Source organism: Allosphingosinicella sp. (genome assembly GCF_059502505.1).
In genome coordinates this window covers 142,580-161,512 of the sequence record NZ_JCACEU010000019.1, presented here as the reverse complement: position 1 = coordinate 161,512, position 18,933 = coordinate 142,580, and the positions used below count along the sequence as shown (strand labels likewise).

General features: G+C 66.5%; 22 protein-coding genes and 1 tRNA gene. 13 read left to right on the top strand and 10 right to left on the bottom strand.

Annotation, left to right across the window (positions count from 1 at the left end; all coding sequences use genetic code 11):
* Positions 1-4 precede the first annotated feature (4 nt).
* The 3 genes from AC5JBD_RS13215 to AC5JBD_RS13205 all read left to right on the top strand — a co-directional run bounded on the left by AC5JBD_RS13215 (position 5) and on the right by AC5JBD_RS13205 (position 3,554).
* Positions 5-610: a fasciclin domain-containing protein gene (locus AC5JBD_RS13215; RefSeq protein ID WP_495722280.1), complete on the top strand. Its 606-nt coding sequence runs from the start codon at positions 5-7 to the stop codon at positions 608-610.
* An 83-nt stretch (positions 611-693) separates the two neighbouring features.
* Positions 694-2,133: a M16 family metallopeptidase gene (locus tag AC5JBD_RS13210; protein WP_495722279.1), complete on the top strand. Its 1,440-nt coding sequence runs from the start codon at positions 694-696 to the stop codon at positions 2,131-2,133.
* Complete coding sequence (locus AC5JBD_RS13205; RefSeq protein WP_495722278.1) at positions 2,130-3,554, top strand: M16 family metallopeptidase; 1,425 nt, start codon at positions 2,130-2,132, stop codon at positions 3,552-3,554. Before AC5JBD_RS13210 ends, AC5JBD_RS13205 begins: the two co-directional genes overlap by 4 nt.
* Before the next feature lie 31 nt (positions 3,555-3,585).
* On the opposite strand, the gene pgsA is transcribed toward AC5JBD_RS13205, so the two are convergent.
* Positions 3,586-4,155 carry a CDP-diacylglycerol--glycerol-3-phosphate 3-phosphatidyltransferase gene (pgsA, locus tag AC5JBD_RS13200; RefSeq protein ID WP_495722277.1) on the bottom strand — a complete coding sequence of 190 codons (570 nt, stop codon included), beginning with the start codon at positions 4,153-4,155 and terminating at the stop codon, positions 3,586-3,588.
* A 126-nt stretch (positions 4,156-4,281) separates the two neighbouring features.
* Here pgsA and AC5JBD_RS13195 point away from each other — a divergent pair, with 126 nt between their 5' ends.
* Both AC5JBD_RS13195 and AC5JBD_RS13190 read left to right on the top strand, forming a co-directional pair.
* The gene (locus AC5JBD_RS13195; protein ID WP_495722276.1) at positions 4,282-5,850 is read left to right on the top strand and encodes a leucyl aminopeptidase; all 1,569 of its coding nucleotides are present in this window, start codon (positions 4,282-4,284) and stop codon (positions 5,848-5,850) included.
* 16 nt (positions 5,851-5,866) lie between these two features.
* Entirely contained in the window at positions 5,867-7,147 is a 1,281-nt protein-coding gene (locus tag AC5JBD_RS13190) for an MFS transporter (RefSeq protein ID WP_495722275.1), read from the top strand.
* 10 nt (positions 7,148-7,157) lie between these two features.
* Here the strand turns inward: AC5JBD_RS13190 and AC5JBD_RS13185 are convergent, their stop codons facing one another.
* The 3 genes from AC5JBD_RS13185 to AC5JBD_RS13175 form a co-directional block, all read right to left on the bottom strand.
* Complete coding sequence (locus tag AC5JBD_RS13185; RefSeq protein ID WP_495722274.1) at positions 7,158-7,331, bottom strand: hypothetical protein; 174 nt, start codon at positions 7,329-7,331, stop codon at positions 7,158-7,160.
* A 106-nt stretch (positions 7,332-7,437) separates the two neighbouring features.
* Positions 7,438-9,516, bottom strand: coding sequence for an ATP-binding protein (locus AC5JBD_RS13180; protein ID WP_495722273.1), 2,079 nt, complete (start codon positions 9,514-9,516; stop codon positions 7,438-7,440).
* A gap of 57 nt (positions 9,517-9,573) precedes the next feature.
* Positions 9,574-9,768, bottom strand: a complete 195-nt coding sequence (locus AC5JBD_RS13175) for a hypothetical protein (RefSeq protein WP_495722272.1) — start codon at positions 9,766-9,768, stop codon at positions 9,574-9,576.
* Between the two features lie 201 nt (positions 9,769-9,969).
* Between AC5JBD_RS13175 and AC5JBD_RS13170 the strand changes: the two genes are divergently transcribed.
* From AC5JBD_RS13170 to AC5JBD_RS13155, 4 genes are read left to right on the top strand one after another with little or no spacing between them, the layout of a single operon-like run.
* Positions 9,970-10,491, top strand: a complete 522-nt coding sequence (locus AC5JBD_RS13170) for a DUF2975 domain-containing protein (protein ID WP_495722271.1) — start codon at positions 9,970-9,972, stop codon at positions 10,489-10,491.
* A gap of 2 nt (positions 10,492-10,493) precedes the next feature.
* Complete coding sequence (locus tag AC5JBD_RS13165; protein ID WP_495722270.1) at positions 10,494-10,751, top strand: helix-turn-helix domain-containing protein; 258 nt, start codon at positions 10,494-10,496, stop codon at positions 10,749-10,751.
* Positions 10,748-11,431 (top strand): DUF2306 domain-containing protein, encoded by a 684-nt coding sequence (locus tag AC5JBD_RS13160; RefSeq protein ID WP_495722269.1) that lies wholly within the window; start codon positions 10,748-10,750, stop codon positions 11,429-11,431. The genes AC5JBD_RS13165 and AC5JBD_RS13160 overlap by 4 nt, the downstream gene beginning before the upstream one ends.
* Before the next feature lie 16 nt (positions 11,432-11,447).
* A complete protein-coding gene (locus AC5JBD_RS13155; protein WP_495722268.1) occupies positions 11,448-11,894 on the top strand; it encodes a hypothetical protein in 447 nt (148 codons plus the stop codon).
* 29 nt (positions 11,895-11,923) lie between these two features.
* Here the strand turns inward: AC5JBD_RS13155 and AC5JBD_RS13150 are convergent, their stop codons facing one another.
* Together AC5JBD_RS13150 and AC5JBD_RS13145 are read right to left on the bottom strand one after the other, a co-directional pair.
* A complete protein-coding gene (locus AC5JBD_RS13150; RefSeq protein ID WP_495722267.1) occupies positions 11,924-12,352 on the bottom strand; it encodes a nuclear transport factor 2 family protein in 429 nt (142 codons plus the stop codon).
* A gap of 118 nt (positions 12,353-12,470) precedes the next feature.
* Complete coding sequence (locus tag AC5JBD_RS13145; RefSeq protein WP_495722266.1) at positions 12,471-13,904, bottom strand: hypothetical protein; 1,434 nt, start codon at positions 13,902-13,904, stop codon at positions 12,471-12,473.
* A gap of 105 nt (positions 13,905-14,009) precedes the next feature.
* Here AC5JBD_RS13145 and AC5JBD_RS13140 point away from each other — a divergent pair, with 105 nt between their 5' ends.
* The 3 genes from AC5JBD_RS13140 to AC5JBD_RS13130 all read left to right on the top strand — a co-directional run bounded on the left by AC5JBD_RS13140 (position 14,010) and on the right by AC5JBD_RS13130 (position 16,254).
* Positions 14,010-14,582, top strand: coding sequence for a DUF1993 domain-containing protein (locus AC5JBD_RS13140; protein WP_495722265.1), 573 nt, complete (start codon positions 14,010-14,012; stop codon positions 14,580-14,582).
* 114 nt (positions 14,583-14,696) lie between these two features.
* Entirely contained in the window at positions 14,697-15,413 is a 717-nt protein-coding gene (locus AC5JBD_RS13135; RefSeq protein WP_495722264.1) for a hypothetical protein, read from the top strand.
* Positions 15,414-15,621: 208 nt separating this feature from the next.
* Positions 15,622-16,254, top strand: a complete 633-nt coding sequence (locus tag AC5JBD_RS13130; protein WP_495722263.1) for a hypothetical protein — start codon at positions 15,622-15,624, stop codon at positions 16,252-16,254.
* Positions 16,255-16,296: 42 nt separating this feature from the next.
* Here AC5JBD_RS13130 and AC5JBD_RS13125 read toward each other — a convergent pair whose 3' ends face one another.
* Complete coding sequence (locus AC5JBD_RS13125) at positions 16,297-16,800, bottom strand: sugar O-acetyltransferase (RefSeq protein ID WP_495722262.1); 504 nt, start codon at positions 16,798-16,800, stop codon at positions 16,297-16,299.
* Between the two features lie 98 nt (positions 16,801-16,898).
* Positions 16,899-17,303 carry a winged helix-turn-helix transcriptional regulator gene (locus AC5JBD_RS13120; protein WP_495722261.1) on the bottom strand — a complete coding sequence of 135 codons (405 nt, stop codon included), beginning with the start codon at positions 17,301-17,303 and terminating at the stop codon, positions 16,899-16,901.
* A gap of 103 nt (positions 17,304-17,406) precedes the next feature.
* Between AC5JBD_RS13120 and AC5JBD_RS13115 the strand changes: the two genes are divergently transcribed.
* Positions 17,407-18,177 carry an SDR family oxidoreductase gene (locus AC5JBD_RS13115; RefSeq protein WP_495722260.1) on the top strand — a complete coding sequence of 257 codons (771 nt, stop codon included), beginning with the start codon at positions 17,407-17,409 and terminating at the stop codon, positions 18,175-18,177.
* 194 nt (positions 18,178-18,371) lie between these two features.
* Here the strand turns inward: AC5JBD_RS13115 and AC5JBD_RS13110 are convergent.
* Both AC5JBD_RS13110 and AC5JBD_RS13105 read right to left on the bottom strand, forming a co-directional pair.
* Positions 18,372-18,447 (bottom strand) — tRNA-Ala (locus AC5JBD_RS13110).
* An 83-nt stretch (positions 18,448-18,530) separates the two neighbouring features.
* A complete protein-coding gene (locus AC5JBD_RS13105; protein ID WP_495722259.1) occupies positions 18,531-18,854 on the bottom strand; it encodes a TIGR02300 family protein in 324 nt (107 codons plus the stop codon).
* Positions 18,855-18,933: the final 79 nt, after the last annotated feature.

Below are 18,933 nucleotides of genomic sequence, written 5' to 3'. Positions count from 1 at the left end.
GCCCATGCCCAAATGCCTGCCCGGCGTCTTTATTCTCCTCCCGGTGACGGCGAGCGGCTGCGTGCCCAGCACACAGGCCGACACGAACGTAGCCGCGAGCGCGCCCGCTCCTGCCACCGCCACAGGTGCCATTCCGATGGTGGGCGGCGCGGCCATGCTTCCGAGCCGCACCATCGTACAGAACGCGGCGAACTCCAAGGACCACACTACATTGGTGCAGGCAGTGCAGGCAGTGGGGCTGACCGACACCTTGGCCTCCGCCGGACCCTATACGGTGTTCGCCCCCACCAATGCGGCTTTCGACCAGCTACCGCCGCGCACGATGGAGACCCTGCTCCACCCCGACAACAGGAGCCTGCTCACCAACATCCTCAGCTATCATGTTCTGTCGGCCCGCAAGACCGCCGCCGACATGGCCGCCGACATCCGGGCCGGCGGCGGCACGGCGACCTACATGACCGTCTCCGGCCAAAGACTGCGTGCCCGCATGGACGGGAGCGCGATCATCATATCGGACACGAGGGGCAATCGCAGCCGGGTTACCCAAGGCGACGTCATGCAGTCGAACGGAGTCCTCCACGTCGTCGACGCGGTCCTTCTGCCCGGTTGATTTGCTTGGCCTTTTCACGCGCCGCCGCGTTGACTCGGTTCGGCGGCGAAATTAGACGTGCCCCCACATAAAGAGGGGATACCATGCGCACCAAGCTCCTTGCTGCGGCGGCCATGGCTCTGGCGCTCGGCGCCTGCGCCACCGGGCCCGCCGAGACGCCGCCCGCCTCCGCTTCCGCCGCCGCCAGCGAAATGCCGGGCGGTCTCCAGCTCGAAAGCCAATATTATACGCTGCCCAACGGCCTGAAGGTCGTCCTGGCGCGCGAGCCGTCGGTGCCGACCGCGACCGTCGGCGTCTATTACGGCATCGGCTTCCGGATCGAGCCGCGCAACCGCACCGGGTTCGCGCATCTGTTCGAGCATCTGCTGTTCCAGGGATCGAAGCACGCGCCCAAGGGCACCTTCATCGGCACGATCACCAATGCCGGCGGCGTCCTCAACGGCTCCACCCGCTTCGATTTCACCAATTACTACCAGGTGGTGCCGACCAACGCGCTGGAGAGCATCCTCTGGCTCGAAGCCGACCGGATGGCGCGACCGGTGATCAACCAGGCAGTGCTGGAGAACCAGCAGGGCGTCGTCCAGAACGAGGTCAAGGTCAACGTCCTCAACCAGCCTTATGGGGGCTGGCCCTGGCTCGACATGCCGCAGGTTGCCAACGAGAATTGGCACAACGCCCATAATTTCTACGGCGCTCTGGAGGACCTGCAGGCTGCGACGGTCGAGGATGCGACCCAGTTCTTCAACAGCTTCTACCGCCCGAACAACGCCGTCCTGATCGTCGCGGGCGACATCGACTATGCCCAGACCCGCGCGATGGTGGACCGCTATTTCGGCTCCATCCCGCGCGGCGAGCCGGTGCAGATCCCCGACATTTCCGAGCCGCGGCAGACGCAGGAGAAGATCCACGTCAAGCAGGACCCGCTCGCCCCGCGCCCGGCCTACACCGCGGCGTGGCACGTGCCCGAGCGGAACACGCCCGAATGGTATGCGATGGGGCTGCTCGACCAGATCCTGGTGCAGGGCCAGGACAGCCGTCTCTACCAGGAGATCGTGCGGGAGCGGGCGATCGCCGGCTCGGTCGACGGCGGCATCAATATCGGCCTCGGCAACATGTACAATTATAACGGGCCGATGCTTTGGACGGTCGGCTTCGTCCACGATCCGGCCAAGAGCCGCGACGAGATCACCGCTGCCCTGAACGAGGTGATCGAGGGCATCCGGACGACGCCGGTTACGGCCGAGGAGCTGGCGCGGGCGAAGACCAAGGTCCGCGCCGACCTTTATTCCGCGGTGGATCCGGCGACCCGCTTCGGCATGGTCGACCTGCTCGCCGTCGGAGCGCTCTGGGAGAATGACCCGAACTGGGTGAACCGTCTCGAACGCGGCTTCGACCAGGTCACGCCGGAGCTGCTGCTCGCCACCGCCCGCGAATATCTGCGGCCGACCAACCGCACCATCCTCATCATCGAACCCGGAGCGGCCGCGCAGGCCGCGCCCGCCAGGACGGGAGCCGCGAAATGATCCGTCGCACTGTAGCCGCGGCCGTCGCCGCTTTGGCCCTCGCCGTTGCCGCCCCGGCGGTCGCGCAGTCCCCCTTCCCGGCCCAGATGCCGCCGATCGGCACGCCGAAGCCGTTCACGGTTCCAGCCTCGGAGAGCTTCCGCCTGCCCAACGGCCTGGAAGTGACGCTCATCCCCTACGGCATCACGCCGACGGCGGTGGTCAGCCTTCGCGTCTATGCCGGCGGCCTCAACAGCGGCGACGATGTCTGGCTGCCCAACCTTACCGCCCAGATGCTGCGCGAAGGCGCGGCTGGCCGCACCGGTGCCCAGATCGCCGAGGCTGCCGCCGGCATGGGCGGCAACCTCGCGGTCGGGTCGGGCCTGCATGAGACGACCGTCACCCTCGACGTGCTGTCCGAATTCACGCCTGACGCCGTCCGTCTCGTCTCCGACGTGGTGCGTCGGCCCACCTTCCCAGCGACCGAGCTGGACCGGGTGCGCGACAGCCTGTTGCGCAATCTCGCAGTCGCCAAGTCGCAGCCGCAGCCGTCCGCGGATGTGGCGCTCGCTGCCGCTTATTACGGCACCAGCCACCCCTATGGCCGGCTCTTCCCGACCGAAGCCCAGCTGCGCGGCTACACGCTCGACGACGTCCGCCGTTTCTACGACGCCAATTACGGCGCGCGCCGGGCGCGGCTCTATGTCGCCGGTCGCTTCGATGCCGCCGCCGTCCGCGCCGCGATCGAGCAGGCTTATGCCGACTGGACGGCCGGGCCCGAGCGCCTGAGGCTGCCGCCGCAGCCGCAGCCGGGACCGCGGGTGATCCTGGTCGACCGGCCAGGCGCGCCGCAATCGACGATCCGCCTCGCCTTCCCCGCCCCCGTCGCGGGATCGCCCGGCGACATTCCGATGCGGGTCAGCAACGCCCTGCTCGGCGGCTCCTTCAGCTCGCGCATCACGAGCAACATCCGCGAGGCGAAGGGCTACACCTACTCCCCCTTCTCCACCACGAGCTTCAACCCCGGCCAGGCGGTCTGGACCTTCAATGCCGACGTCACCACCGACGTCACCGGCCCCGCCATCAAGGAAGTGTTCCACGAGATCCGCCGCATGCAGACCGAGGCGATCCCGGAGCAGGAGGCGGCCGGCATGCGCAACTATCTCGCCGGCGTCTTCGTGCTTCAAAACGCCAGCCCCGCCGGCCTCATCAACCAGATCGCGACGCGCGACTTCCACGGCCTGCCGTCGAACTGGCTCGACACCTACGTCCAGAATGTCCTCGCCGTCACCGCGACGGGGATGCAGCAGTCGGTGACGCAGGCCCTGCCGATCGACCGCGCCACGCTCGTCGTCGTCGGCGACCTCGCCAAGATCACGCCGCAGCTCAAGGCCCTGCCGGAGCTGCGGAACGTCCAGTTCCAGACGGTGAAGCCGTTCTGATTTTCCTCCCCAGCATTGCTGGGGAGGAAAGTTAGTCCATGTGCTTGAGGCCGACGCGCAGATAGTCCCAGCCGGTCACCAGCGTCAGCGTCCCGGCCGCCCAGATGCTGACCAGCCCGACCTGGTGCACCCACTCCCATTGCGGCACCGCGCCGGCCAGGATCAGTGCGCCGAGCGCCACCAGCTGAAAGGTCGTCTTCCACTTGGCGAGCTGACTGACCGGCACCGACACCTGCAGCCCGGCGAGGAATTCGCGGAGCCCCGACACCGTGATCTCCCTCAGCAGGATCACGAGCGCAGGAATGATGTGGTAATCGTAGATGATCGGCAGCGCCGCATTGGCATGGCGGCTGGAGACCAGCATCACGATCACCGCCACCACCATGATCTTGTCGGCGATCGGATCGAGGAAGATGCCGAGCCGCGACACCGTCTTCTGCGCCCGCGCCAGATAGCCGTCGAAATAATCCGTAATGCCGACAAGGCAGTAGAGCACGAAGGTGATCGCATAATCGAACCAACTCGGTTTCCACAGCAGGAACACCAGGATCGGCACCGCCAGGATGCGCGAAAGGGTGAGCAGGTTCGGGAGCGTCAGCATCCCAGCCCCCTTAGCGCGTCCCGCCCGACAATGGGAGCGGCCGTGGCGGGAGCTTGCGGAGCGGCGGAAGCTCGGCCAATGAAAGCGGCGCCTCCTCTGTCCCGCCCCTCACGGAGCCCCCGGCACATGCGTTTTCTCACCTCGCTCGCAGTCCTCGCCCTCGTCGCCGCCGCGCCCGCCGGGGCCGCTCGCCCGATCCGCTTCGCTGCCGAGCTGCCGCAGAGCGGCGCCGTCGTCATTCCCCTCAGCAACGCGGCCGAGCTCGCCACCCGCGGCGCCGGCCTCGACGCAGGCACCCGTAGCGCCATCGAACGCGCGCTCGCCTCGGCCGAGTTCGACTATGAGCACAAGTCGAAGCTGTCCTTGCGCGGCATCGGTCCGTGGAGCCAGATCGTCGTCATCGGCACCGGCGCGGAGCCGCTCACCGCGGCGAAGCTCCAGGATATCGGCGGCATCGCGATCACGGAAACGGGAAAGAGCAACGGTCCGGTCAGCCTCCTCGCCTCAGGCCTCGCCCCCAACTTACCCGACGCCGCCAGCCACATCGCCGCGGGCGCCGGCCTCGGCGGCTACAGCTTCGACCGCTACAAATATGTCGATCCGGCCAAGCCGAAGCCGGCCGGCCGCGACGCCCCCCTGACCGTCGTCACCACCGATCCCGCCGCCGCCCAACGGACCTATGACCGGGACGGCCGCGCGCTCGCGGAAGCCGTGACCTTCACCCGCGACCTCGCCACCGAGCCGGCGAATGTCCTCTATCCGGAAGTGTTCGTCGAGCGCACCCGCGCCGCCTTCCGCGGCCTGGACAATGTCACCATCGAGGTGCTCGATGTGCCGGCGATGGAGCGGCTCGGCATGGGCTCGATCCTCAGCGTCGGCAAGGGCTCGGTTCGCCCGCCGCGGATGCTGATCGTCAACTATCGCGGCGCCAATACCGCGCCCGTCGCCCTTGTCGGCAAGGGTATCACCTTCGATTCCGGAGGCATCTCGCTGAAGCCGGGCTCGGGCATGTGGGCAATGAAGGGCGACATGGCCGGCGCCGCCGCGGTGGTCGGGACGGCATTGAGCCTCGCCCGCAGCCGCGCCCCTGTGAACGTGGTCGCCATCGCCGCACTTGCCGAGAACATGCCCAGCGGCTCCGCCACCCGTCCCGGCGACGTCGTCAAGGCGATGAACGGCCGCACGATCGAGATCCTCAACACCGACGCCGAAGGGCGCCTCGTCCTCGCCGACGGCGTCGCCTATGCCGAGCGCCAGTACCGGCCCGCGGCGATCGTCGACGTCGCCACTCTCACCGGCGCGGTCAGCACCGCCCTCGGCGATGAATATGCCGGCCTCCTCACCCGCCACGACGCCCTTGCCGACCAGCTCACCGCCGCCGGTCAGGCGACCGGAGAGGAGCTCTGGCGGCTGCCGCTCCACCCCAATTATGCCGAGGACATGAAGTCCGACATCGCCGATATCAAGAATGTCGTCGAAGGCGGCGCCCCCGGCGCCGGCTTCGGCGGCCATTTCATTGGTTTCTTCGTCGAGCGCACGCCCTGGGCGCATCTCGACATCGCCAGCGTCGACTGGCGCAATTCGGCGCTTCCGACGGTGCCGGAAGGCTCCGCCGGCTTCGGCGTGCGGCTGCTCGACCGCTTCGTCCGCGACTTCCGCCCGATCCCCGCCGGCGCGCAGCCCGCTTCGAAATAACGGCAACCAACCGGCCGTGACTCCTTCGCTCAGCCTGCTCGGCAAGCGCCGCTTCCTGCCGCTCTTCGCCACCCAGTTCCTGGGTGCGTTCAACGACAACCTCTACAAGTCGGCGATGGTGATCATGGTCACCTACGCCATCTATAGCGACGAAACCAAGGAAGCGACGTTCAACGCCATTGCCGGCGGGCTCTTCATCCTGCCCTTCTTCCTCTTCTCGGCGCTGGCCGGGCAGCTCGCGGACTCCTCAGACAAGTCGCGGATCATCCGGATCGTGAAGACGGCCGAGATCGCGATCATGGTCTTCGGCGCGGCCGGTCTTGTCCTCCACAACATCCCGCTGCTGCTCGCGGCGCTGTTTGCAATGGGCGTCCACTCCAGCTTCTTCGGCCCGATCAAATACGCCATCCTGCCGCAGCATCTGAAGAGCGACGAGGTGCTCGGCGGCACCGGCCTCGTCGAAGCCGGCACCTATGGCGCCATCCTGCTCGGCACGATCGCCGGCGGCCTGCTCGGCCGCAATCATTACGAGATCGCTGCTGTTGGCGTGCTCGCCGTGGCCGTGCTCGGCTGGTTCACCGGCCGGATGGTGCCCCCTGCCCCGCCCGAAGCGGACGCGCCGCCGCTCAAGATGGACTGGCACATCATCCGCGCCTCGATCGCCCTCGTGAATGCGACGATGCACATCCCGCGCCTGTTCCTGGCGATCGGCGCGATCAGCTTCTTCTGGTCGATGGGCGCGATCCTCGCCGCTCAGTTCCCGCCGCTGGTGAAGAACGTGCTCCACGCCAATGAGGAGGTCGCCACCGCCTTCCTCGCCATTTTCTCGATCGGCGTCGCCTTGGGCTCGGTGCTGATCAACCGCCTGCTTGCCGGCCGCGTCCTCGCCAAATACGCGCCCGCCTCGGCGATCGCGATGGGGCTGTTCGTGCTCCACCTCTACTGGAACGTGCTCGACTGGCCGGTCACCTCGGGCCCGCTGCTGGACCTCAGGACCTTCGCCGTCATCCGGCAGGCCGAGTGGGTGATGTTCGACCTGTTCGGCGTCGCGGTGGCCGGCGGCATGTTCGTGGTGCCGCTCTATGCCTTCCTGACGACCACCGTTCCCAAGTCCGAGACTGCCCGCACCGTCGCCGCCAACAACATCGTCAACTCAGGCGCGATGGTGCTTTCCGCGCTGATCCTCACCGGCCTCGTTCAGGCCGGCGTCTCAGTGGAAGGCACCTTGATGCTGGTCGCGGCGATGAGTCCCATCGCCGCCTGGATCGCCTGGAAGCTCCACCTCGCCTGCGACTGAGGCCGCTCGCTTAGCTGATGAACGTGCCGAAGAAGATGAGGCCCGCGACCCAGCCGGTGGCGAACAGCTTCAGGTCCTCCAGCGGGTCCTTCTGCACGTCCTCCGGAAGGTTCTGCCAGCGTCCGCGCGCCCGCAGATGGGGCTTGCGATATTGGCGGACGATCAGCGGCGAGAGGCGGTTCATGCCGCCGCGTTAACGCGCTCTTTACCACCGCATCAAGCCTGCAAGGCCGCACTCGCGGGCGCCGTCCCGCTTCGGAACAGTCGGCACGCAGTCGTTATCGGGCCGACTATTCGGCGGCGATGAGCTGCCGGTCGGCGAGCGGCATCGGCAGCGTGAAATGGATCGAGGTCAGACGGTCGGTCCGCTCCGCCCAGATCCGCCCGTGATGCGCCTCGACGATCGTCCGGGAAATGGACAGCCCGAGGCCGAGCCCGTCCCGCGTCGCCGAGGAGAAAGCCGAGAACGGATCGGCCATGTCCTCGGGAAAGCCGCGGCCGGTGTCGGATACCGTGACCTGGACCAGATCCTCGTCGAGCCGCCTGCTGGAGACGGAGATACGGCGGTTCCTCTGCCCTTCCGTCGCCGCCAGCGCGTTGCGGAGCAGGTTGACGAAGACCTGCTTGAGCTGGATCCTGTCGACGAAAACCGCGCTGGCGTCGGCATCCAGCGCGACGGCGGTCTTGAAGCCCTTCTGCCGACCGGCCGCGCTCACCAGCATCACCGCCGCGTTCCAGGCGTCCGCCAGCTCGACATGCTCGGCCGCGCTCGCCTGCCCCTGCACCATCGAGCGGATCCGCCGGATGATGTCGCCCGCGAAGCTGATCTGCTGCTCCGCGCTGCGGATGCCGTCGGTCAGGCTGGGATCGCCCCCCTGCGCCAGGCGGCGGCTGCCGATCAGATAATTTTTAGCGGCCGCGAGCGGCTGGTTCAGCTCATGCGCCAGCGTCGAGGCCATCGCGTTCATCGCGCCGACCCGCGAGGCATGGGCGAGGCGCGACCGCATCTGCTCGAGCTCGCGTTCCGTCGTGATGTCCCGGTCGGTCCCGTAGAAGCCGACGACCGCGCCTTTCTCCACCACCGGCACCACCATCACTTCACGGTGGGTCTCGCTGAGATCCCTCCGCAGCACGAAGTCACAGCGTTGCGGGAGATGGGTCTCGATCGCCCGGCGCACCGCGCTTTTGAAGGCGGTGCGGCCGTCCGCGTCGAGCAAGCCCATGAACGCCCGGTAGCCCGGCGCGCCCTCCGCCGGCGCCCGGCCGTACATCTCCAGCAGATGGTCCGACCAGTTCGAGCGGTCCGTCCTGCGGTCGTAGCTCCAGTCGCCCATCTGGCCGATCCGCTGCGCCTGGTTCAACCGGCGGTTCGCTTCGCCCAGCTCGATCATCTGCGCGTGACGGCGGCCTACGACGACGAGGAAGAAGCCCGCCGCGGCGAGGACGAGCAGGGTGAATATACCGGCGTTGAGCGCCACCGCCGCGATGCGTTTTCCGACCGGGGCGAGGATCGACGCCTCCGTCATCCCGCTCGTGACGAAAAGATCATATTCCGGAAGGCGCCGATGGCTGAAATAATGGACGCCGCCGCTCAAGGAATTCGGCCCGCGATAGCTGCCGTTGGGCGCGCGCTGCTGCATCCGCATCACCAGCCTGCCCCTCAGGTCCTCGCCCGAGGACAGTCTGCCGCCGGTTCGCCGCGCCCGGGTGATCCCGTCGAGCCCTATCACAGAGATCAGGTCCGACGGCCGCATTTCGACGTCGGTGTAGAGCTGAGTCAGCCGGTGCGGCGGAAGGTTGATCGCGACGACGCCGGCGAAGCGGCCGTCCTTGTGGTCAATCCGGCGCGTGAGCCAAAGGAAGTCGCCCCCGAGCCCAGGGCTATAACGGGGCGGGCTCACATACAGGCGACCGCTCGTGCCGTTCCGGTGGACAGCGAAAGCGGGCTGCCGGGCGACATTGGCGTGCTGCTTCAGCCCGCGGACGGTCGAGGCGACCAAATTCCCCTGCGCGTCCGCAATGCTGATGCCGCCCCAGAGATGGTCGTTGCCGGTGAAGTCCTCGATCAGCGCGATGCCCGGCGCCGGCCCCTCGCGTTCCACGTCCTGCTCGAGCCTCTCGGCGGCATGGCGCATGGCCAGGTCCGCGGCTTCCAGCGTCCGCCGGACATATTGCTCCAGCGCCACCGTGCGCACCCTGTTCTGGGTGATCGCAGCGGCGACCGCCGTCGCTCTTTCCGTCCGCAGCCGGTTCGAGACGACGCTCCACGCAACCACGATCAGCAGCGCCGCGACGCCGCACACGGCCGCCTGCAGCAGCCTCGGATGGGTGAAGATCGCCGACAGCCTCGGCGGGGCGGATACGCTCACTCTTGGAGGCTACGTCAGTTCAACGGCGCCCGCCAGAGCCCCTGGCGGGCAGCGCGCTCAGAACCAGAGCGTCTGGCCGGGACGCTCCTCGACCGAGCATTGGCGGATCGCCTTGTGCTCGAGGTCGCGGAAGCGGCTCGCCCGCGCGCGGTGGCTGCTCGCCGCCAGGCCGTTGCACTGGCGGGCAAGCTGAAGCTCCCGCTCCGCCCGCTCTGCCCAATATGCCGCTTCGTCGTCCGGTATCGTTGCCATCGCAGGGCCTCCTGGCGGGGAGGATAAGGCGGGAAGGCTTAGCGAACCGTATACGCGCCGCCGCTCCCGCGGCGGGCTGCACCACGATCGGGAGACCCCGATCACTTCTCATCCCCGCCCCTTCGCACCATCAAAGCCGGGTTTGACGACTTTCGATAAATGGATTATCGTTTTTCGATATCAGAGTCGCTGGAGTGAACCATGCCCCGACCCTATTCCGCCGCGCTGCCGATCGCCTATGTCGTGATCCGCATCCTAATCCTCGTGAACTGGTTCGTCGGGGCCGCGATCCTCGCTTTGCTGTTCGTCATGCCCAACGAGCGGTGGATCATGAGCGCGTTCGATCTGACGCCATCGCCGGAGGCGGAGCGGCTGGTCTGGGGACTTCGCGCGGTGGCGGCGATCGGCCTCCTCACGATCCCGCTCAACCATGCCATTCTGAAGCGGCTGCTCGCGATGACGGAGACGGTGCGGCAAGGCGATCCTTTCGTCGCCGCCAACGCCTACCGCCTGAACACGATCGCCTGGATCCTGCTCGCGCTGCAGCTCCTCAGCCTGGTCATCGCCGCGATCGCCAAGGGCGTCTCCACCCCGGAGCACCCGGTCAATCTCGACGCGGGCTTCTCGGTCAACGGCTGGCTCGCGGTGCTGCTCACCTTCGTGCTGGCGCGGGTGTTCGCGGTCGGCGCGCTGATGCGCGAAGATCTGGAAGGGACGGTCTGAGCATGGCGATCGCTGTCAAGCTCGACGACCTGCTGCACGCGCGCCGCATGACGCTGACCGAGCTCGCCGAGCGCGTCGGCATCACCATCGTCAACCTGTCGATCCTGAAGACCGGCAAGGCCCGCGCGATCCGCTTCTCGACGCTCGAGGCGATCTGCGCCGCCTTGTCGTGCCAGCCCGGCGACATCCTGGAGTTCCTGCCGGACTCGGCGGACGACGAGCAGCCCGAAGCGAGCGGACCGGAAAGGGAGGCAGCATGACCATCCTGATGTGGGTCCATATCGCTGGGGGGATTCTTGCCCTCCTCTCGGGCACTGTCGCCGTCGCCGCCCGCAAGGGAGGCCCGTTCCACGCCCGCGCCGGCACCTGGTTCGTCGCTTCGATGCTCGTCCTCGGCGTTACCGCCGCGATCCTGGAGCCGTTCAGGACGCCGCCGGGATCGCTGGTCGCAGGCCTCTTCGTCTGCTCTTTCGTCGCGACATCATGGGCTACCGCGCGCCGCCGCGAGGGCAGGACCGGCAGGTTCGAAATGGCCGCCTGCGCGGTGGCAATGGGCACCGCCGCTATCATGGCCTGGGGCGGCTTCAACGGAGCGACGACGCCTGCGGGCTCCGGCCCGGTCTTCGCCCTCGCCGCGCTCTGCCTGCTCGCCGGCCTCGGCGACCTCGCCGCGGTGCTGCGCGGCAAGCTGACGCACGTCCAGCGCCTGTCGCGTCACCTCTGGCGGATGTGCTTCGCCTTCTCCATCGCCACCGGCTCCTTCTTCCTCGGCCAGCAGGACGCCCTGCCCAAGGTGGTGCACGGATCGCCCATCCTGTTCGTGCTGGCCTTCACCCCCTTCGCGATCATGCTCTTCTGGCTCGTGCGCATCCGCGCCGGCGGAACCGGGCAGCGGCATCAGCGACCGCTCGCGCACGACGTCGCGCCCCAACAATCGTGAACATGGAGAAAGAGCAATGACCCAGGTTTCGCCGATCCGCTTTTGGGTGATGCGGGCCATGTACCTGCTCATGGCCGTCGGTCTCGGGCTCACCATCTGGCCGCTGATCATCAGCCACGACCCCGAGCTGCCGCGCATGACCGGCGTCGTCTTCGCCCTCTTGGGGACGATCGGGCTGCTCTCGCTGCTGGGCCTTCGTTATCCGCTTCAGATGATCCCGCTGCTGCTGTTCGAACTGATGTGGAAAGTGATCTGGCTTGTCGCCTTCGCCCTGCCGCGCTGGCTCGACGGCACGCTCGATGAAGGCATGCGCAGCAGCGTCTCGGACACGTCGCTGGCAGTGGTGCTGATCTTCGCGATCCCGTGGCGGTACGTCTGGGCCAATTACGTGGTCAAGCCCGGCGAGCCCTGGGCGTTTCGCAGGTCAGGCAACCAAAGAACGCGCGCCCACGCCGCCTTCTGAAGCGGCGAGGTGCAGCATGTTTCCGCCCTTCAGCGCCAGAGCTGCATCGATCGGATCGCGGCCGGCAACTCCGGACGGTCCTGGGGCCGCGAGACCACCCGCTCGATCAAGCGCCAGTTCCGCCGCACAGCGCTCTTGCGCCACAGGTCCGTGACCCACAGCCGGCCCGACCAGTCCTGGCCGTCCACGCTCGCCTCCAGGTCGAGCTGGGATGCGAACAAGGCCACTGATCCCAGGTCGCGCGCATAAATGTCACCGAAGCGGTAGGACGTGCAGACGTAGCGCGTCGCCGCGGCTTCCAGCCAGCTCTTGGCGTCCAGGATGACGCACGGCTCCGCCCCCATCACCAGCATGAAGTTCCGCGACGTCAGCGCCTTCAGGGTGCGCACATCGCGCGCCACCCACGCCCTCATCCACCTATTCTCCAGGGTTTCGATGACAGCGGGAAGATTGGCCATGGTGCGAAGCCGGCACTACAAGAGCCGCGAGAACATGCAAGGCGGTGGCGGCAGGTTCAGGCGATCGCGCGCTTCGCTTCGAACTCACGGCCGAAAGAGGCATCCGTCCGGCGCGCAGTCAATGGAGCGTCGCCACCCAAGCTTCCAGTGCGGCATCGTCGCTGATATCCCCCGAATATGCCCGATGCGGCACAACCGGCTCGTTATTGCCCCTCGTCCTACCCTGGTAGACCTTCATCGGCAGCGCGACTGCCCCCAACCCACTCGGCAGCTTGGCTTCCCGGACCTCCATGTAGAGCGTGTCGGCAGACGTCTCCTGCCCCAGATGGATGCCACCAAGCGCGCGCCACAGGTCAACCGCGTCGAGACAGGCCGACATGCAGGACCAATCGGTGATGAAGTAGACGCGGCCGGACAGCTCATGAGCTGGCAGCCTCACCGGCGGTCGGTCCGGAACGGCCTCCGTTGGCGGATTCCAGCCACGTTGACCGGAAGCAATTGCTCCTCTCAGCCCGGAGATCGTCTGCTCGAACCACCCCTGCATGTCCTTCGACAGAGTCCCGCTCTTCATCCGCTGCCTGTAGCTCTCCTCCATCGAGGCCAGGTTCGCGGGAGACGCCCGCCACGTCACGGTTGCTTTGCTCGGAGGAAGGGCAGCAAGCGCCCCCGCACCCCAGATAGTGCGCGCGATCTGGACCGACCAATCTGACGAGCCGCCGCCGTTGCCCCGCAAGTCCAGCACTATCGCCGGTGCCGCGCTGAGCGCCGCGCGCCCTTCCGACAGCGCGGAAACGACGGCAGACAGGGCCTTCCCGCGCTCGCTCGCCGGATCGCCGTCGAAGGAGGGAAGGCTCACCCAGTGGGTGCCGTCGGCCAGCCTGCGGATGCCCACCGCCCTTTGAGGACGGTTCTGTCCGCTCGACATCTTGCCGATAAGCTCCGTCGCCTCCACCGATCGCCATTCGAGATCGACAGTCTTTTTCATCCCTCCGATGTCGAACGTGCAGCGCTCCGGGTGCTTTACATACGGGTTCGTCTTGTCCGTGAACAGAATCCCCCACCGCAGCCGCTGGGAACGGAGATGCCACCGTCCCTCGGTCGAGCCCAATATGTCTCTCGCGAGGGCCTCCGCCGACCTGCCGTCGCACGCCAGGAGGCGGGCCCCGATGGGCACGGGCGACCATTTCTCGCTGACGAAGACGCGCTGTTCGCCATCGCTATCATGGCGGGTCAGAAAGCCCGGCCAGCGATAATCCTCGGGCGTATTGCCGAAGACTCCGAACTGAAGATGGCCGTCGTTGAACGATGCGACATATTGCCGCATCGCATAGAAATAGTCGGCATAGCTTGTCGCGACTCCGGCCCGGCTCAGAGCCCGCGCAAGCTGAGCGTCATTATGGGCTGCAAAGCCTGGGTCTTCCGGGTTGATCGGTCCGGGATGATTGTTGGCTATATCGTCGTGGAGCGCAGTGGCGTCCATGCGGAGGGTCGCGCCCCAATCATGAACCTCGGCTGCGGAAAGCAAAACCAGCCCGAGCAGCAGCGCATCCATGGGCCGAGGCTATTCACGGATATTCCCGGAGGCAAGGCAGGCGGTAAGCTGCTCCTTGCGGCTGCAGGACTTGATCCCGCGCGTGCGGCCACTCACAAGCGGCCAATGCAGCTGACAAGCCTCATCATTCCCACCCTCTCCAACCAGCTTCACGCCCTCTCCGGATGGCTCGCCAAGGCGGAGGCCTTCGCCGCTGAGCGCGGAGAGAGCCCCGACCGGTTGCTTGCTCTGCGCCTGGCGCCTGACATGTTTCCGTTGACGACGCAGCTGCGCTTCCTCGCCTTCCAGGCCCAGGAGCCGGTCTATCGTCTGCGGGGCGAAGCTGTGCCGGAGGCGGTGCTCGAGGTGCGGCAGGAGGGCCGCGACGGCGGGGAGCGGCCGGGCACCTGGGCCGAGGTGCGTGGCCGCGTGGCGGACGCGGCGGCCTTTCTCGCCGCCGTCCGGCCGGGCGAATTCGACGCCGCTGCCGACAAGCCGATCGCGCACGATCTCCCTACCCGCATGATCTTCGACATGACCGGCGAGCAATATGTCCGCGATTGGGCGCTGCCGCAGGTCGCGTTCCACCAGATGATCGCCTACGCCATCCTGCGCCACGCCGGCGTGCCGCTCGGCAAGGTGGACTATGTGCCGCACATGTTCGCCTACCTTCGGCCGGGCACCGCACCAGCGGCTTAGACCCTTCCGGTCGCTATCTTCCGGGCCAGATAACGCCCACGCCTGCTCAGCGAGCTATCGCGGCTCCTTGCCGGTAGAAACGGCACTGCTAGGGTTGGGCGGGGGGGTTTCAGAATGACCAATCCGTGGGCACGGGATCGTGCGACGGCTTTCTATGCCGGGTTCGGGCTTCTCGGCCTGCTGGTCGTCGCACTCGGCTTCGGCGTCACCTATGCGATACCCATGGCTCGCCGGACCTTCTCGGCGCCCTGGTTCGTCCATCTCCACGGCGCGGCCGCGCTCGGCTGGATCTTGCTGCTGATCGCCCAGGCGAAGCTGGTGCGAGCGCGCCGGACGCAGCTGCACAGACGGCTGGGTCAGGGTGGGCTCCCGCTGGCGCTCGCCGCCTGGGCGAGCGGGATCGCTACCGCCCTTTGGGCGGCTGAACGGGACTTGGCCACGCTTGGCACCGCCGCCACCTCGAGCCTTGCAGGAACGGTGACCGGACTCAGTCTCTACCTCATGCTCGCCACCGCGGCTGTCGCCACGCGCGGGAGGCCCGACTGGCACAAGCGGCTTGCCATGCTCGCGACGATCCAACTCCTGTGGCCGGCATTCTTCCGCTTACGGCATTTGCTGCCGCTCGTGCCCAAGCCCGAAATCACGTTCGCGCTGGTGCTCGCTTACTCCCCGATCCTGATCGCGGCCCTGCGCGATCGGGGGCGCTACGGAAAGATCCACCCGGTATGGCTGTTCGTCGCGCCGGCGCTGATCCTCGAGCAAAGCCTGAGTTCGCGCTGTTCGACCAGGGGCCCCAGCGGCGTCTCGGCGAATGGCTCTACACGCTCCTAGGCTAAGCAATACGTCGCGACGCAGATGTCGCTCGTCTTCACCTCCGCCCGTCTTGGTCGCGAGCCGAACGTCCGCTTTCGACCCATATCTAGCATCCAGCGCAGTGTCTGCTTTCGACCCATTGCCGACATAGCGACGCCTTGCGAAGCCTCGGGAGCGAGCTGCGGGTGGTGATTCGCACCCCCTTCGCTCAACGGGAGGGCGCCGAATGGATGAGTTCAGCTACATCTTTGAGCTGTTCGCCCTGCTGCTGGGGCTGGCGGTGGCGGAGATGCTAAACGGTTTCGGCCACGTCCTGAAGCTGCGTGCGCGGCGGAAAGCCGGCATCGACGAGGCGGCTATCAATGTCCGCGTCGGCTGGCTGGTGCCGCTGCTCGGCCTGCTGGTTCTGGTCGATCTGGCCACCTTCTGGAGCCTGCTCTGGGTGGCCCGCACCGGCCTCGAAATGAATATGCTGACCGTGTTCTGCGTTCTGGCGCTGATTGGCGGCTACTATCTGGTCGCGACGCAGGTGTTTCCGGACGATCCCCAGCGGTGGCCGGATTTCGACCAATATTACCGGCAGCAGAAGCGCTTCGTGGTCCTCGGCGTCTTCATCATCAACGCGCTCTCTCAGGGGCTGGTCGCAGCACTGGGGACAATGCCGCAGGTGAAGCCGGAGGAACTTGCCGCCCATCCCGCGATGCTGGTCGCGGGCCTGCTCCTTCTGCTCAACATGCCCGCCTTTCTGTGGCTCGCTTTCTCGAGGCGCGAGCGCGTGGACGTTGCGCTGATCGCGTTCATCGTGTTGACGCAGTTCTTCTACGCCTGGGCTGCGCTCGGTATCGAGGGCTTGGAGTAGTAGCTTGCCATCGCAGCTCCGCTTCCCACCCGCAGCGGACCTTCACTTCTCCCGCGCAGGATTGCCGACGACGGTAGCGCCGGCGGCCACATCTCGCGTGACGATGCTGCCGGCGCCCAGGATCGCATCGTCGCCGATCGTAACACCCGGCAGGATGATCGCACCGCCGCCGATCCACACATTCGCGCCGATCGTCACGGGTCGGCCGAAGCGCACTTTCTGTTGCCGCAGCCGGGGATCCCGTGGGTGATCTGAGGCGAGGATCTGAACCGCCGGACCGATGGCTGTGCCGTCACCGATAGAGACCGGCTCAACGTCCAGGATGACGCAATTGAAGTTCAGGAAGGCTCCTGACCCGAGCGAGATGTTGTATCCGTAATCGCAGAAGAACGGTGGGCGTATCAGGGCATCGTCACCCACCGACGCGAACCGCTCGACCAGCAAGGAATATCTTTCCTCGTCACTCAGGCCCGAGGCGTTGAAGCGTTCGATCCATTCCCCGGTCGGCCCCGGCGACGCCCGGCCGGTTTCGCTTCCTGTCAGCATGTCTGCTCCCCGTGGAGCTTCACCTGTACGCACACCGGCGGCCGCTTTCCACCCATTGCGCACGCTCACGCCACTGCGGCTTCGCCCCAAGGCGGACGCTAGTCTGCTTTCCGCCCGTCATATTCCCCGCGGGCGGTCTCGATCCGTTCGATATTCTCCTCCGCCCACATCCAGACGCCGCAAAATGCCGCGCCAAGACTGATCCCGAGGTCGGTGAGACTATAGTCCACGCGCGGCGGAATGACCGGGTGAACCTTGCGCACCAGCAGCCCATCGCGCTCCATCTGCCGCAAGGTTTGCGTCAGCATCTTCTGGCTGATGCCCTTCACCAGGCGCCCGATCTGGGTGAAGCGCAGGAATTCGTGCTCCGCCAGCGTTTCGAGGATCAGCATGGTCCATTTGTCGGCAACACGGCCGATGACCTCCGTCACCAGCGCATCGACGCGCGGATCCGACTCCGGCCAGGGCTTTTCCCGCGTGGGCCTCAGCGCCTCTCGTTTCATGCTTCACTCTCTTTCGAGTAAGTATAAATCTTTTCGGCGCCTTCTTTCGTGCGAAGAGTAGCTATCTAGATTGCTGCTCTCAACCTGAGGTGAAAGGCAGACGATGAAGATCCGAGGCAACACGATCCTGATCACCGGCGGCGGTTCCGGCATCGGGCGGGCGCTGGCGCATCGGTTCCACGATCTTGGCAACAGGGTGATCGTGACAGGCCGGCGGCTCGACGTCCTTCAGGAAGCGATCGAGGGCCGCGACAATATGTTTGCGATGCAGCTCGATGTCGAAAGCTGCGAGGCTATCGCCGAGTTCGCGCAACGCGTGAGAGCCGAATATCCGACGCTCAACGTGCTCGTGAACAATGCCGGGATCATGCGCTACGAGAAGGTCGACAAGGCCCGGAACCTCAATGACGCCGAGGCGAGCATCACTACGAATCTGCTCGGCCCGATCCGGATGATCGACGCCTTCGTCGAACACCTCGCCGGGCAGAGGGACTCCTCGATCGTCAACGTCTCCTCGGGCCTGGCCTTCGTGCCGCTGACAGCGGCCCCGACCTATTCCGCGACCAAGGCCGCGATCCACTCCTATACGGTGGCTCTGCGCTCCGCGCTCCAGGGGAAGATCGAAGTTATCGAGCTTGTCCCGCCGGCCGTCCAGACCAGCCTCACGCCCGGCCAGGAGAACCGGGACGGATACCAGCCGCTTGACGAGTTCATCGATGAGGTGATGGCTCTCTTCCATCAAGACCCCACGCCTCCCGAAATTCTCGTCGAGCGCGTCGGCTTCCTACGCCGCGCCGAAGCCGAGCACCGCTTCGAAGACGCGGTGCTGGCCTTGGATGACCTCTCCAACCGGATAGCGGCTGCTGTATCGTAAGCCGCCGCCGCGCCGCGCCGAACGTCTGCAAAGAACCCGTTGCAGGCATTCCGGGATTGGCTCAGGCTGAACCAAAGACCTGCTTGGGATAGGCGACGGCTCAGGGACATCCCCTTGTGGAACAATCGGGGACCTGCCTGCTGAGGCTCCTATCCCGGGGGCGTCAAAGCACGATGAGGGTGCGAACGTGAGGCTGGTGGAGCCGAGGGGGATCGAACCCCTGACCTCTGCAATGCCATTGCAGCGCTCTCCCAGCTGAGCTACGGCCCCGAACCTTTTTGGCCGCCCCTGGGAAGGGCGGGCGCGTGATGACGCCGCCGCTTAGAGCAGCCGGCGGCGCCTATCAAGACGCTTTAGACTTCCTCGTCGTCGTCGCCCGCACCCGGCACGCCGATATCGTCGTCGCCGCCGATATCGACCTCGTCGTCCGGATTCTCCTCGGCATCCTCGTCGATCTCGAGATCGTCAGCGGCAAGATCGGAATCGGGCGCCTCGTCGACGACTGCCTCCTTCTTGGGCGCGTCGAACGGCAGCGGTTGCTTGGATTTCAGCACCGGCTCCGGCTCCCAGGCGACGCCGCACTCGATGCAGGTCACGGGATCGTCCTTGCCGAGGTCGTAGAAACGGGTGCCGCATTTCGGGCAGCTACGCTTCGTGCCCCATTCAGCTTTCACCATCGGTGGTGAGCCTTTCAATGAAATGATGAGAAGCGGCCATATCGAACAATAGGGCCGCGGTCGGCGCGCGCCTTGCCAC

What these genes read in the sequence shown, in the direction of transcription:
- AC5JBD_RS13135 (WP_495722264.1), top strand. Translation starts at nt 14,697, where the DNA reads ATGACCAATCCGTGGGCACGGGATCGTGCGACGGCTTTCTATGCCGGG.
- AC5JBD_RS13195 (WP_495722276.1), top strand. Translation starts at nt 4,282, where the DNA reads ATGCGTTTTCTCACCTCGCTCGCAGTCCTCGCCCTCGTCGCCGCCGCG.
- AC5JBD_RS13155 (WP_495722268.1), top strand. Translation starts at nt 11,448, where the DNA reads ATGACCCAGGTTTCGCCGATCCGCTTTTGGGTGATGCGGGCCATGTAC.
- AC5JBD_RS13105 (WP_495722259.1), bottom strand. Translation starts at nt 18,854, where the DNA reads ATGGTGAAAGCTGAATGGGGCACGAAGCGTAGCTGCCCGAAATGCGGC.
- AC5JBD_RS13215 (WP_495722280.1), top strand. Translation starts at nt 5, where the DNA reads ATGCCCAAATGCCTGCCCGGCGTCTTTATTCTCCTCCCGGTGACGGCG.
- AC5JBD_RS13210 (WP_495722279.1), top strand. Translation starts at nt 694, where the DNA reads ATGCGCACCAAGCTCCTTGCTGCGGCGGCCATGGCTCTGGCGCTCGGC.
- AC5JBD_RS13145 (WP_495722266.1), bottom strand. Translation starts at nt 13,904, where the DNA reads ATGGATGCGCTGCTGCTCGGGCTGGTTTTGCTTTCCGCAGCCGAGGTT.
- AC5JBD_RS13165 (WP_495722270.1), top strand. Translation starts at nt 10,494, where the DNA reads ATGGCGATCGCTGTCAAGCTCGACGACCTGCTGCACGCGCGCCGCATG.
- AC5JBD_RS13140 (WP_495722265.1), top strand. Translation starts at nt 14,010, where the DNA reads ATGCAGCTGACAAGCCTCATCATTCCCACCCTCTCCAACCAGCTTCAC.
- AC5JBD_RS13185 (WP_495722274.1), bottom strand. Translation starts at nt 7,331, where the DNA reads ATGAACCGCCTCTCGCCGCTGATCGTCCGCCAATATCGCAAGCCCCAT.
- AC5JBD_RS13160 (WP_495722269.1), top strand. Translation starts at nt 10,748, where the DNA reads ATGACCATCCTGATGTGGGTCCATATCGCTGGGGGGATTCTTGCCCTC.
- AC5JBD_RS13205 (WP_495722278.1), top strand. Translation starts at nt 2,130, where the DNA reads ATGATCCGTCGCACTGTAGCCGCGGCCGTCGCCGCTTTGGCCCTCGCC.
- AC5JBD_RS13125 (WP_495722262.1), bottom strand. Translation starts at nt 16,800, where the DNA reads ATGCTGACAGGAAGCGAAACCGGCCGGGCGTCGCCGGGGCCGACCGGG.
- AC5JBD_RS13120 (WP_495722261.1), bottom strand. Translation starts at nt 17,303, where the DNA reads ATGAAACGAGAGGCGCTGAGGCCCACGCGGGAAAAGCCCTGGCCGGAG.
- AC5JBD_RS13130 (WP_495722263.1), top strand. Translation starts at nt 15,622, where the DNA reads ATGGATGAGTTCAGCTACATCTTTGAGCTGTTCGCCCTGCTGCTGGGG.
- AC5JBD_RS13175 (WP_495722272.1), bottom strand. Translation starts at nt 9,768, where the DNA reads ATGGCAACGATACCGGACGACGAAGCGGCATATTGGGCAGAGCGGGCG.
- AC5JBD_RS13150 (WP_495722267.1), bottom strand. Translation starts at nt 12,352, where the DNA reads ATGGCCAATCTTCCCGCTGTCATCGAAACCCTGGAGAATAGGTGGATG.
- AC5JBD_RS13170 (WP_495722271.1), top strand. Translation starts at nt 9,970, where the DNA reads ATGCCCCGACCCTATTCCGCCGCGCTGCCGATCGCCTATGTCGTGATC.
- AC5JBD_RS13115 (WP_495722260.1), top strand. Translation starts at nt 17,407, where the DNA reads ATGAAGATCCGAGGCAACACGATCCTGATCACCGGCGGCGGTTCCGGC.
- pgsA (WP_495722277.1), bottom strand. Translation starts at nt 4,155, where the DNA reads ATGCTGACGCTCCCGAACCTGCTCACCCTTTCGCGCATCCTGGCGGTG.